We start from the raw sequence: 12,789 nt of genomic DNA on the forward strand, positions 1-12,789 counted from the left end.
GCTCGGCGCTACAGCGAGCGCGCAGCGCGGCCTGCGTCCGGCGGCGTCGCGAACCCGGAACGGAACGCCGCCGAGCGCGGCGACCCAGCGGTTACAGCGTGATCCAGAAGCACCCATATTGCCGGCGCAGCCCCAACACGCTGCGCGCCGGCGTGGCGGTGCCCGGCAACACCTGCTCCAACCGCAGTGCGATCGGATTGGGGCGATCTTCCGCGGGCTCGGCCACGCCTTCCGCCGCGGGCAGCAGCGGTTCCTGCGTCTGCGGATACACCGGCACGATATCCACCAGCGGGCGCCGCGCGATGGACTCCAGCTGGCCCAGGATGCGCTGCGCACCGGCGTCGGATACCGACCCCCACAGGTACAGCGTGGAAAGACGGTTGACGTCGTTCGCCGCCATCGCGCCACGCAGCGCGCCCACCAGTTCACTCAGCCTGCGTGGACAGCTGGCCCCGAGCGTATTGCGCTCCTGGCGGTTGCCGGCCGCCGCGGCGGTGGGTTCCGGCAGCCGCGAACGGGCACCCAGGCTTTCGCAGGGGCGATCGGTGTAGACACTTTGTCCGCCGGCATCGGTGCAGCGGTTCAGGCGCTGCGCCTGCTGCGCATGGGCCGGCGCGGGCAGGGCGGACAGCAGCAGGAGCAACGGCAGGCAGGCAAGGGTTCTCATTGCCTGCAGGGTAGCGCCCGGCGCCCGCCCACGCGATGAAAACGCGTCAGCCGTGCAGCAGTTTCAGCACCGACGTCGTCGGCTTGGCCAGGTTCAACGTGTAGAAATGCAGGCCGGGTGCGCCACCCTCCACCAGTCGCTGGCACAACTGCGCCACTACCTCGGCGCCGAAGGCACGGATCGATTCGCTGTCATCGCCATAGGCCTGCATCTTGCGCCCGATCCAGCGCGGGATTTCCGCGCCGCACTGCTCGGAAAAACGACGCAGCTGGCTGAAGTTGGAGATCGGCATGATGCCCGGCACGATCGGCACGCTGACACCGAGCGCGCGTACCGCATCGACGAAGTGGAAGTACGCATCGGCGTTGTAGAAATACTGGGTGATCGCTGCATCGGCCCCGGCATCCACCTTGGCCTTGAAATGCTTCAGATCGGCCAGCGCGTCGCTGGCCTGCGGGTGGGTTTCCGGATACGCGCCGACCTCGATGCGGAACGCGTTGCCGTGCTCGGCTCGGATGAAATCGATCAGCTCGGCGGCGTAGCGCAGGTCACCGGGGTGGCCCATGCCCGAAGGCAGGTCGCCGCGCAGGGCGACGATGCGGCTGCAGCCGATGGCGCGGTACAGCTTGAGCAGCTCGCGGATTTCCTGGCGGCTGCCGCCGACGCAGGAAAGATGCGGGGCAGCCTCGAATCGATGGTGCTGCTTGAGGTGGCGCACCGTTTCGGAGGTATAGCTGAGCGTGGAGCCGCCGGCACCGAACGTGCATGAGACGTACTCGGGCCTGAAGCTGCGCAGCTTGGCGGCGGTACGGTCCAGCTGGCTGCGCTGCTCATCGGTCTTGGGTGGGTAGAACTCGAAACTGAGAGAGGTCATGGCGATGGCGGCGGCGGGCTTGGCGTCAGTATATCTCTTCATCGCGATAGATATGCAAGTCGTTCGGCCGTCCTGCTTGTCGGCCGCTTGCCGTGCGCCGTTGACCGTTGGTCATTCTTTATGCCGCGCGGCGCCTTGCCACGGCACGCTGTGCTTCCCTGCAACGACTGGAGTTCGACAGATGAAGCGCTCTCTCTCGCGGAACCGAGCCGGACGCGTCATGCTGGCCATGAACGGACTGCTGGCCCTGCTGGCCTGCATCGGCACCAGCCAGGCGGCCACTATCGGAAAGCCCGGCCACCTGCAGGTGGAAGTGGTGGGCAGCGGCCGCCCGGTGCTGATGATTCCCGGCCTCAACAGTGGCGCAGAAGTCTGGCGCGCGACCTGCGCGGCCTTGCAGCCGCAGGTGCAGTGCCACCTGGTGCAGCTGCCCGGTTTTGCAGGTGCAGCCGCGGCCGACCCGCTCCCGGAGGATTTCCTGCCGGCCATGCGTGACGAACTGCTGGCTTACGCCAAAGCGCAGAAACTGCAGCAGCCGGCCGTCATCGGCCACAGCCTTGGAGGCGTGCTGGCGTTGCAGATGGCGATCGCCGCGCCCGACGCGATGGGGCCGCTGGTCATCGTCGATTCGCTGCCGTTCTATGCGGCCATCCAGAATCCGCAGACCACCGCAGCAGGCGCCAAGCCGATGGCCGACCAGATGCGGGCGGGCATGTTGACGGCCGAACCGGCCGCTTACCAAGCCCAGGCCGAGGCGGCATTGAAGGGCATGCTGCATGATCAGGGCCACATGCCGGTGCTGGTGCGCTGGGCCCGCGAAAGCGACCGTGCCACCACGGCGGCGGCGATGCATTCGATGCTGGTGAACGACCTGCGCGATGCGGTGGCAGGCATCCGCTCGCCGGCCCTGGTGCTGGGTAGCTGGGCGGCGTATCGGCCGATGGGGGCCACTGAAGCGTCCACTCGTGGCATCTTCGCGGCACAGTACGCCAACCTGCCGGGTGTGCGTATCGAGATGAGCGCGGAAGGTTTCCACTTCCTGATGTGGGATGATCCGCAGTGGCTGTACGGGCAGATCCGCAGCGTCCTGAAGACCACGGACTGACAAGGCGCCTTGATGCGTGGCGTCAGCCCGCCACGCATGACCCGCCCAGGCAAGCCCATGCACGAACCGAATTCCCCGCTGCGCTTCTGGTTGCTCAATACCACCGCCTGGGCCGCCTACGCGCTGCTCAACGTGTTCCTGATGGCCCAGTTTGGCGGCGCCAGCAGTGGCGGCATGCTGATAGGGGTGACGTTGGCAGGGGCGCTGTGGGCGATCAGCAGCGTGCTCCGCTGGCGTGCGCTCACTGCGCACTGGTGGGACGATCCCGCGCCGTTGCTGCTGTCCAAGCTGGCTGCCAGCGTTGTGTTCGGCGCGCTGCTCGCGCAGGCGGTGATTGCCGCCGTGCTGCTGGCTTCACTGCGCAACGGATGGGTGCGACTGCCCACGGGCACCGCCGATTACAGCTTCGCAACGGCGCTCGGATACTGGCTCAACACAGTCATCGTGCTGGCCTTGTGGACGGGTATATGGGCCGGGCTGCACAGCTTGCGGCGTGCACGCCTGGCCCAGCTGGCGCAGTTGCGCGCCGAAGCCGCGCGCAGCGCACTGGCGCGTGATGCCCTGCGTGCGCGACTCAATCCGCATTTCGTTTTCAACGCCCTGAACAACCTGCGCGCGTTGATCCACGAAGACCCGGAACGCGCACGGGAAATGGTGACCCGATTGTCGCGCAACCTGCGCCACGCGCTGGAACATGGCGGCGCCGGCCGGGTGACACTGGATGAGGAGCTGGCCGTGGTCGATGACTATCTCGCCATCGAAGCGGTTCATTACGAACAGCGTCTGCGCGTGGTCAAGGACATAAGCGCGGACGGCGGCGCGCTGTTGCCGGCCATGGCGCTGCAATTGCTGGTGGAAAATGCGATCAAGCATGGCATCGCGGTGACCCCCTCCGGTGGCGAACTGCACATCGCCGCACGGCAGCAGGACGGCGCGCTGCATATCAACGTGGAGAATCCGCTGGGCGTCGCCGCCGATACCGCCGGCCATGGCGTTGGCCTTGCCTACCTGCGCGCCCAACTGGAAGGCACCAGCGGCCGCTTTGAACTGCGGCGCGAAGGGGACCGCATGCGGGCCGTGCTGGAGGTGCCGCAATGACCGCGCCGTTGCGGGTATTGATTGTGGATGACGCGCGTCTGGCACGGCAGGAACTGCGCACTTTGTTGTCTGGGTTGCCGTGGGTGAGCTGTGTCGGCGAGGCCGATGACGTACCGGCCGCGCGCGAGGCCATCGCCCGCCTGCGTCCAGAGGTGGTACTGCTGGATGTGCAGATGCCTTCCGGCAGCGGCTTCGATGTACTCGATGGGCTGGAAGGGGTGCCGCTGGTGGTGTTCGTCACCGCCTACGATGCCTACGCGGTACAGGCCTTCCAGGCCAACGCACTGGATTATCTGGTCAAACCGGTGGAAGCGCCGCGCCTGCAGCAGGCACTGCAACGCGCGCTGGAGCGGCGCGCATCCGACGAGGCCGGGACGGGCGAACGTGCGCTGCTCGGCCCGCAGGACCAGGTGTTCCTGCGCGATGGTGAACGCTGCTGGTTCGTGGCAGTGGCCGAGATCAGCCGCATCGTGGTGGACGGCAACTACGCGCGCCTGTGGTTCCGCGACCAGAACGCCCTGCTGGCGCGCAGCCTGAGCGCGCTGGAGGCGCGGCTGCCTGCGGCGCTGTTCTTCCGGGCCAACCGCAACACGCTGGTCAACCTGCGGATGGTGCGGGCAGTGGAGCCGACCATCGCCGACGGCTACCAGCTGATCCTGGCCGACGGGGGGCGCGCCGAGGTATCACGCAGGCAGGCCCGCGAACTGCGCGAGCGGATGGCGCTTTGAGTGGGAGCTGCGCGGTGGTGCGATGAACGCAGGCGGCCATTATCTGCAAGCGCGCCACTGCATGCCGCGGGTAACGTCGTGCGACCCGCAAGTGAAGGTTCCCCATGCCCCTTTGTCCCTCGGCGCGCTGTGGTACTTCCGGATCCATCAACGTCATGGACACGCTGCGGTCGTTGTTACCCGCTGCCGGTTCCCTGCAGCTGCGCCAAGTGTGCAACCGCGCACCGCCGCAGGAACGCCCGCGGTTGCCCTCTTCAGCGGTCTGCCGCGAGCTGGTCAGCTGGGGCGGTGACATCCTGCTGCGCCGTGCTGTGCAGGCTGGCGCACGGACGTGGCCGGAGCTGACGCACGTGTATGCGGCAAGCCGCATCGTCCTTGCGCTGTGTGCCGTGCATCGTGGTGAATTCGCCGCAGCGTCCGCGCAGCTGCCATGGGCGGCACTCGCGCCGCCACAGGTGCTGGCCTGGGCACGGGCAACACTGCAAGGGCTGTTGCCGCAATGGGTGATGCTCGGGTTGGACAATGATCCGACGCTGGCGCTGTTGGCCGCCGTGGCGCTGCTGCATGAACTGCATGCAACGCCGGAGAGCAGCCATCTGCCGGCACCGCCCTGGTCTGCAGCCACTACGCTGGGCAGGCTGCGGGCGGCGTATGAGGGCCTTCGAAGCGTGCTGCAAGCGGACGCGGCGATGGACCGGCTGCGCCTTTCCGGCTCAAGCCATCGACGACCAGGCATCGGCAACCGCACGCAGGCAAGCGGTCCCGCGGCGCTGCGCACGGCACTCCAGCGCCGGGGCGCGGGTCCGTTCGGCGACGTTGCCTCGTATGCCGCCAGCCTGGGCGCGCCGTCAACGGGAGCAGGTGCCTGGTTGTTCGCGGGGGCATCGGCATCGCCCAGAGGAGGCGATGGTGCCAGCCACCCGCACCCACACCCGCGGCCGCATGCCGGGCACCTCGGCACGCGGGCGATGACCGGCGGTGGGGAACGCCGCAGTCCGCTGCAGCGTCGGCCGATGACGAGCGGAAGCCTGCGCGGCACTGGCAGGCGGCAGGGCGAAAGCAGCCACCGCGAACGCATGCACAGCAATGCGCCCAACGCGATGGCCGGCTACGCAGACGGGCCCAAGGAATTGCTCATGAGTCCGGTCTACCCTGATCAGGCCGGCGGCGGCCCCGCCGGAATCCGGCTTGATCCAGCAGTGCAGCCACATGCGGGGGCAGCCCCTCGCGGCGTAGCAGCGGTTGGATCAATGCAGCAGCGGGCCGGGTCCGGGCACGGCGTCGGGCCGCGCCCGCGGGCGGATGATCCATCCTTCGCAAGCGAGGCGCTGGCCGTGCCCGTTGGTACGGTGGAATGCCTGCAGGTGGACGATGAGCGTGTCGCCCTGCTGCTGGTCAGGCAGCAGCGCTATCGCCCGACCCTGATGCGGTTCTGCATTCCTTCCAGCGACACGGCCTGGTTCAAGGGCCTGTTCGGTGGATCCAGGGCCACTCCCCGCGGCATGCGGCGCTGGATGGTGAGCGAGCTCGTACACGAGCATGTGCCGCACACCCTGCGTCCACTGAGCGTACGCCGCCATGGCGGCGCGGACGACATGCTGCTCGATACCCCCTCCCCGTGGCGGTGGCTGGGCGATGAGCGCATCTTCTCCCTGCTGACGGTGTCGCTGCTGGATGACCGGCTGCGACCCGAGGCGCGGGGATGGAACCCGCAGTTCATGCCGCGCAACAGCTTCACGGTGATGCAGCACGCCGGAGTCGATGGCCATGATCGGTTGTATCTTGCCTACTTCCTGCACCGCGAGCACTCCGGAAACAGTGGCGTCAACGCAGGGTTCCTGGAAGTAGAGGTGAACGCGGCAGGCCAGTTGAGTATTGCCGACAAGGTGCATGGGGCAGGCATCGTCGGCGATACCCTCGATGTGCTCGTGGCCAGCATCGAGAAGCTGACCGGCCTGCGCTGCACCGATTCGGCCGATCACGTGCTGAAGGGCGACATGGCCCCGCGGGCGCGCAATCTGTTCGTCGATATCAACGAGACGAGGTCACTCCACGCGGATCACCCCCTGCCGTTGAACCGGGCATTGGACCCGTTCTCCCCGGTCGTGATGGAGGCTGTCGGCTACGCTCGGCCCTTCACGCTGTATCTGGGAAGCTTCCTGGCATTGGAGGACAGGATCCTGTTCGCCGATGCCAACGGGCTCAGCGGAGCGCTGTACTACATCGGCGGCGCGTCGGCGGGCGAGGCGCGCGCGCTGCGCTGCGATACGCTCGATGTGTGCACGTTCGCTGCCTTGCACGGCCTGCAGTCGGGCCGGCGCTACACCGCTGATGAGGTGGTCCAGGCATTACAGGAAAACGGCCTTCTGTCGATGCCGCAGGAGGCGTCGGCAGCGTCCTACGGTGATGGACGACTGTACGTGCAGGGCGATCAGGCTGCCGCGCCCGCGGCGCTGATGGCATCTTCCGGCCCTCTGCCGGCATCGACGTATGTACTCGATGCAGGCAGGGCGCAGTACACCGACCACGATGGGCGGGCGGGATCGCTGCAATTGCGGTGCGTTGACCGCTGGGGTGATCCACGCTACAGGTGGCTGGGTGCAGGCAACGAGCGCCGATTCGCTGCCCGCATCAGGTTGCACGCCGGCCGCGACTACACGGGAGCCGATATCCGACGCCTGTTCGAAAAGGATGGCTTCGTGGAAGGGGCCTGACGTTTCCCGATTGCGACTATCGCTGCATCGCGCGCCCAGCTAGTCTGGCGGGGTTGACCGCCCTGATGCCGCCATGTCCATCGTACTGACCGAATTCGCTCGCCCCCGCCTGTTTCCGCGTACCCCGCGCGCCAACACCATCCAGGATTGTTCGGCCGAACAGTTCGTGCAGCACCTCAACACGCACGCACCGTTCAAGGTGCTGGATGGCTATGCGCCGTTCTGCAAGCTGCATGTGTACGAGAACTGGACCAGCACGCGCTGCTTGACCGTACCGATCACCGTGGCCAACCAGCACCAGCTGCGCAGCGGCTACGAAGCGCGCAACCGCGACGAACTGCCGGTGCTGGTGCGCTGGTTCGAAGGGGTGGAATCCCCGGTGGCGGACTACCTGGTGGTGATCCTGTACAGCGCCGAGCAGCTGGCGAAGGAGGGGACGCACATCACCGCCGATTGGGGCATCGTCGGCTGCATCTACACCGCCGAACCCGAAGAAGTGCCGATGGCACCGATCACCATGATGCGCAACGCGCTGGGCGTGGAGGAGGGCGGCTCCGGCGTGCCCCTGGACCGCGAAGCCTACGCGCGCGCGGTGGCGTTCTGGGAAGCCAACGCCAACTGGCGCGGGTGATCGGTCGCGCCGTGGGGATTTGTAGCGCCGAGCCATGCTCGGCGAGCGCACCACGCGGCACTTCTGCGGCGATCCATGGACGGCGCGAGAGTCCGCCGAGCATGGCTCGGCGCTACCGCCAGGGCAGAATCAGCGCCGGATCGGGGCGAACACCGCACCGGTCAGCCGCGCCAGCTCGACCGGTGCCAGCTCCACTTCCAGGCCACGCCGTCCAGCACTGACATGCAGCGTCGGCAGTGCCTGCGCGCTGGCATCAATGAACGTACGCAGCCGCTTCTTCTGCCCCAACGGGCTGATGCCACCGACCAGATAGCCGGTCGCGCGCTGCGCCGCATCCACCGGCGCCATCGCGCATCTGCGGCAGCCTGCTGCATCGGCCAGCGCCTTCAGGTCCAACTGCCCGGCCACCGGCACGATGGCCACCAGCAGCTCATGGCTTTCGGTGCTTGCGAGCAGGGTCTTGAACACCTGTTCCGCCTTCAGTCCGAGCTTCTGCACGGCTTCGCCGCCGTAGGAATCGGCCTGCGCGTCGTGCACGTAGCTGCGCACGGTGTGGGCGATTTTCTCGCGTTGGAGCAGGTTGATGGCCGGAGTCATGCCGGCATCGTAGCGCGCTGTTGAACGGCGTGGCTTGACCCGGGCCATGGACTCGGCAAACCGGGATTGCCGGCCAGCACCCGGTACCACCGGGCATCAAACAAGAACGGGCGCCCGAAGGCGCCCGTCCAGACGATCTGCGATGTTACCTGCGGATCAGTAGCGGTAATGCTCCGGCTTGAACGGACCTTCCACCGGCACGCCGATGTAATCGGCCTGTTCCTGGCTCAGGGTGGTCAGCTTGACGCCGATCTTTTCCAGGTGCAGGCGAGCGACTTCCTCGTCCAGCTTCTTCGGCAGCAGGTAGACCTTCTTCTCGTAGCTGTCCTTGTTCGCCCACAGGTCGATCTGCGCCAGGGTCTGGTTGGCGAACGAGTTGGACATCACGAAGCTCGGGTGGCCGGTGGCGCAGCCCAGGTTCACCAGGCGGCCGTCGGCCAGCAGGAAGATCGCATTGCCGTTGTCGAACACGTACTTGTCGACCTGCGGCTTGATGTTGATCTTCTGCACGCCGGCCAACGCGTTGAGCGCATCGACCTGGATCTCGTTGTCGAAGTGGCCGATGTTGCAGACGATGGCCTGGTCCTTCATCTTGCTCAGGTGTTCGATGCGGATGATGTCCTTGTTGCCGGTGGTGGTGACGTAGATGTCGCCACGGCCAAGGGTGGATTCGATGGTGTTGACCTCGAAGCCTTCCATCGCCGCCTGCAGGGCGCAGATCGGATCGATCTCGGTGACCACCACGCGCGCGCCGTAGGCACGCAGCGATGCGGCGCAGCCCTTGCCGACGTCACCGTAGCCACAGACCACGGCGACCTTGCCGGCCAGCATCACGTCCATCGCGCGCTTCAGGCCATCGGCCAGCGACTCGCGGCAGCCGTACAGGTTGTCGAACTTGCTCTTGGTGACCGAGTCGTTGACGTTGATCGCCGGGATCAGCAGTGTGCCGGCCTGGGCCAGCTGGTACAGGCGGTGCACGCCGGTGGTGGTCTCTTCGGAAACGCCCTTCCAGTCCTTGACCACGCGGCCCCAGTAACCCGGGCGCTCGCTGGCCACGCGCTTGAGCAGGTTCTTGATGACCTGCTCTTCATGCGAAGCAGCCGGCTCGTCGACCCAGGTGCTGCCGTTTTCCAGCTCGTAGCCCTTGTGGATCAGCAGGGTGACATCGCCGCCATCGTCGACCACCAGCTCCGGACCGGTCAGGGTGCCGTCGGCCAGGGTGAAGGTCAGCGCGTCCAGCGTGCAGTCCCAGTATTCTTCCAGCGTCTCGCCCTTCCAGGCGAACACCGGCGTACCGGAGGCGGCGATCGCCGCGGCGGCATGATCCTGGGTGGAGAAGATGTTGCACGAGGCCCAGCGCACGTCGGCACCGATGTCCTTCAGCGTTTCGATCAGCACCGCGGTCTGGATCGTCATGTGCAGCGAGCCGGTCACGCGCACGCCCTTCAGCGGCAGGTCGGCCTGGTGCTTGCGGCGGATCGACATCAGGCCCGGCATCTCGTGCTCGGCGATGTCCAGTTCCTTGCGGCCCCAGTCGGCCAGCGAGATATCGGCGATCTTGTAATCACCTTCGGTGGAGAAGGTCTTGGCAACAGCGTTCATTCATTGCTCCGGTTGTGGACGAGCGGGTGCTCGTATCTAGCCGGGCGCCGTTTTACATTGCCACCCTCCGAGCCTGGCCGGGTTGTCCGGTCGCAGCGCCCCTCGGCAGGGGAAGGCGGCCATTATATCGCGGCCCGGGGGGGGCCCAACCATCGGCAGGGGGTGAACAGCGCGGCGGCTGTTAAGGTCGGGTATTCACACGCATCAAAAGGATGGTCATGAGCAAGCGCGCGCGCCGCACGGGGCGTTGGAACGGAGTGGTGCTGGCGATGTCCCTGCTGGCGATGACGCCGGCCGTGTGGGCCGCCGCGCCGACCGCTGCGGCCGCCACCGGCGCCACGGGCTATGAGCTGCCTTCGGCCGCGCTGCAGGCGGTGGTGGACCAGCCACGTGCGCCGGGCCTGTTCCTGTCCCCGCAGCGCGATCTGGCCGCCATGCTGCAGATGCCGCCGTTGCCGTCCATCGAGGTGGTCGCGCAGCCGGAGCTGAAGCTGGCCGGCCGCCGGATCAACCCGCGCACGTTCTCCGACAGCCGTTTCAGCTACGGTGCCAAGCTGTGGCTGATGGGCATCGCCGATGGCAGGGAACGGCAGATCACCGGCCTGCCGCCGGCGCTGTCGGTGGCCAGCCTGGCCTGGTCGCCGGACCAGAAATGGCTGGCCTTCAACCAGGTGGATCCGGCCAGCGGTGCCAACGAGTTGTGGCTGGTGGACGTCGCCAGCGCCAGCGCACGGCGGCTGCGCGGTGAGCTCAACACCGTGCTCGGCGATGGCTACCAGTGGTTGCCCGACAGCCGCGGCCTGCTGGTGATGAGCCGCCTTGGCGATGCCGGCAGCCCGCCGTCGCGCGACGTGGCGCCAACCGGCCCGGCCGTCCAGCAGACCAGTGAGGGCAGTGGCGTGGTGTCCATCCGCACCTACCAGGACCTGCTGAAGAACGAGGCTGACGCGCGCCTGTTCGATTACTACGCCAACAGCCAGCCCACCGAAATCGGCCTGGACGGCCAGTCTCGCGCGGTCGGCACGGCCGGCGTGTACCTCGGCCTGAGCCTGTCACCGGACGGTGGCTACCTGCTCAGCCAGCGCGTGCAGCGGCCGTATTCGTACGTGGTGCCGGTGAGCAGTTTCCCGCGCCGCATCGAAGTGCTCGACCGCGCCGGCAAGCTGGTGCACACCGTGGCCATGCGGCCGCTGGTGGAAGGCCTGCCGACCGGCAACGATGCCGAAGTGACCGGCGTGCGTGACATCAGCTGGCGTGCCGATGCACCGGCCACCCTGGTGTGGGCCGAAGCCCAGGACGGCGGAGACCCGAACCGGCAGGCCAGCATCCGCGATGCGGTGCTGATGCAGGCCGCACCGTTCGACAAGCCGCCGGTGACCCTGGCCCAGCTTGGCAGCCGCTATGCCGGCATCACCTGGGCACGCGGCGACCTGGCCCTGCTCAACGAGTCGTGGTGGAAGACCCGCCGCACCAAGACCTGGTTGATTGCCCCGGATGAGGCGGCGACCGATCCGAAGCTGCTGTTCGACCGCGATGCGCAGGACCGTTACAGCGATCCGGGCAAGCCGGGAACGCTGCGCGACGACAACGGTCGCGCACTGCTGCAGACCAGTGCCGACGGCAACAGCATCTACTTCTACGGTGCCGGTGCATCGCCGGAAGGCGACCGTCCGTTCCTGGACCGCTACGAGCTGGCGACCGGCAAGACCACCCGCCTGTTCCATTCGCAGGCGCCCACCTATTCGGTGCCGATCGCGCTGCTGGGTACGGATGCATCCTCGCTGCTGTTCACCCGCGAAAGCCCGGAGCAGCCGGCGAACTACTTCGTGCAGCCGCTGGGCGATGCGGCGGCGGCACCGCGCGCGCTCACCACGTTTGCCCATCCGCTGCCGCAGCTGCGTGGCGTCAGCAAGGAGCAGATCCGTTACAAGCGCAAGGACGGCGTGGACCTGACCGCGACCCTGCTGCTGCCGCCGGGCTATGACCCCAAGCGCGATGGACCGCGCCCGCTGCTGATGTGGGCCTACCCGGGCGAGTACAAGAGCGCGGCGGCGGCCAGCCAGGTCACCGGCTCGCCGTACCTGTTCAATGCGGTCAGCTACTGGGGCCCGCAGGCGTTCCTGGCCAAGGGCTACGCCGTGCTGGCCAGCCCGACCATGCCGATCATCGGCGAGGGCGACAAGGAGCCCAACGACACCTATCTGGAACAGCTGGTGTCCAACGCACAGGCAGCGGTGGATGAAGTGGTGCGCCGTGGCGTCACCGATCGCGACCACATCGCCATCGGCGGGCACTCCTACGGGGCGTTCATGACCGCCAACCTGCTGGCGCACAGCCGCCTGTTCAAGGCCGGCATCGCGCGCAGCGGCGCTTACAACCGCACGCTGACGCCGTTTGGTTTCCAGGCCGAAGAGCGCAACTACTGGCAGGCGCAGGACACCTATCTGAAGATGTCGCCGTTCAACTACGCAGCCAACATCAAGGATCCGATCCTGTTCATCCATGGCGTGGACGACAACAATTCCGGTACCTTCCCGATGCAGAGCGAGCGCATGTTCGCAGCAGTGAAAGGCCTGGGCGGGACGTCGCGGCTGGTGATGCTGCCCAACGAATCGCACGCCTACCGCGCACGCGAATCGATCATGACGATGCTGGCCGAGAGCGAACGCTGGCTGGAGCAGACCATCGGCAAGGGCGAACGCATCGGCCGGTAGCGCCGAACGGCAACGGCGTGACGCCCAACGGTCGTCACCCGCCGATGCAGGGGCGTGAG

The 12,789-nt window shown here is 67.2% G+C and carries 10 protein-coding genes and 1 riboswitch; of the genes, 6 read left to right on the forward strand and 4 right to left on the reverse strand.

Going from position 1 to position 12,789, the window contains the following annotated elements; all coding sequences use genetic code 11:
• Positions 1-91 precede the first annotated feature (91 nt).
• Together CXG43_RS02875 and metF are read right to left on the reverse strand one after the other, a co-directional pair.
• Positions 92-667 carry a DUF4124 domain-containing protein gene (locus CXG43_RS02875; RefSeq protein ID WP_101098583.1) on the reverse strand — a complete coding sequence of 192 codons (576 nt, stop codon included), beginning with the start codon at positions 665-667 and terminating at the stop codon, positions 92-94.
• A 46-nt stretch (positions 668-713) separates the two neighbouring features.
• Positions 714-1,541 carry a methylenetetrahydrofolate reductase [NAD(P)H] gene (gene metF, locus CXG43_RS02880; RefSeq protein ID WP_101098607.1) on the reverse strand — a complete coding sequence of 276 codons (828 nt, stop codon included), beginning with the start codon at positions 1,539-1,541 and terminating at the stop codon, positions 714-716.
• A gap of 220 nt (positions 1,542-1,761) precedes the next feature.
• Here metF and CXG43_RS02885 point away from each other — a divergent pair, with 220 nt between their 5' ends.
• The 5 genes from CXG43_RS02885 to CXG43_RS02905 all read left to right on the forward strand — a co-directional run bounded on the left by CXG43_RS02885 (position 1,762) and on the right by CXG43_RS02905 (position 7,817).
• Positions 1,762-2,646, forward strand: a complete 885-nt coding sequence (locus CXG43_RS02885; RefSeq protein WP_232767561.1) for an alpha/beta hydrolase — start codon at positions 1,762-1,764, stop codon at positions 2,644-2,646.
• A 57-nt stretch (positions 2,647-2,703) separates the two neighbouring features.
• Positions 2,704-3,744 carry a histidine kinase gene (locus CXG43_RS02890; protein WP_101098608.1) on the forward strand — a complete coding sequence of 347 codons (1,041 nt, stop codon included), beginning with the start codon at positions 2,704-2,706 and terminating at the stop codon, positions 3,742-3,744.
• Positions 3,741-4,472, forward strand: coding sequence for a LytTR family DNA-binding domain-containing protein (locus tag CXG43_RS02895; protein ID WP_101098585.1), 732 nt, complete (start codon positions 3,741-3,743; stop codon positions 4,470-4,472). The genes CXG43_RS02890 and CXG43_RS02895 overlap by 4 nt, the downstream gene beginning before the upstream one ends.
• Before the next feature lie 551 nt (positions 4,473-5,023).
• On the forward strand, positions 5,024-7,186 hold the full coding sequence (locus CXG43_RS02900) for a hypothetical protein (RefSeq protein WP_157825196.1): 2,163 nt from the start codon (positions 5,024-5,026) through the stop codon (positions 7,184-7,186).
• A gap of 73 nt (positions 7,187-7,259) precedes the next feature.
• Positions 7,260-7,817 (forward strand): DUF3228 family protein, encoded by a 558-nt coding sequence (locus CXG43_RS02905; protein ID WP_101098587.1) that lies wholly within the window; start codon positions 7,260-7,262, stop codon positions 7,815-7,817.
• A 129-nt stretch (positions 7,818-7,946) separates the two neighbouring features.
• Here the strand turns inward: CXG43_RS02905 and ybaK are convergent, their stop codons facing one another.
• Entirely contained in the window at positions 7,947-8,414 is a 468-nt protein-coding gene (ybaK, locus tag CXG43_RS02910) for a Cys-tRNA(Pro) deacylase (RefSeq protein WP_101098588.1), read from the reverse strand.
• A 156-nt stretch (positions 8,415-8,570) separates the two neighbouring features.
• Positions 8,571-10,016 carry an adenosylhomocysteinase gene (ahcY, locus tag CXG43_RS02915; RefSeq protein ID WP_101098589.1) on the reverse strand — a complete coding sequence of 482 codons (1,446 nt, stop codon included), beginning with the start codon at positions 10,014-10,016 and terminating at the stop codon, positions 8,571-8,573.
• Positions 10,017-10,051: 35 nt separating this feature from the next.
• A riboswitch (S-adenosyl-L-homocysteine riboswitch) is annotated at positions 10,052-10,126 on the reverse strand.
• A 108-nt stretch (positions 10,127-10,234) separates the two neighbouring features.
• Between ahcY and CXG43_RS02920 the strand changes: the two genes are divergently transcribed.
• Positions 10,235-12,730 carry a prolyl oligopeptidase family serine peptidase gene (locus CXG43_RS02920; protein WP_101098590.1) on the forward strand — a complete coding sequence of 832 codons (2,496 nt, stop codon included), beginning with the start codon at positions 10,235-10,237 and terminating at the stop codon, positions 12,728-12,730.
• The last annotated feature ends 59 nt before the right edge of the window (positions 12,731-12,789 follow it).

It is taken from the genome of Stenotrophomonas sp. Bg11-02 (assembly GCF_002836635.1).
In the GTDB taxonomy this organism is placed as follows: domain Bacteria; phylum Pseudomonadota; class Gammaproteobacteria; order Xanthomonadales; family Xanthomonadaceae; genus Stenotrophomonas; species Stenotrophomonas lacuserhaii.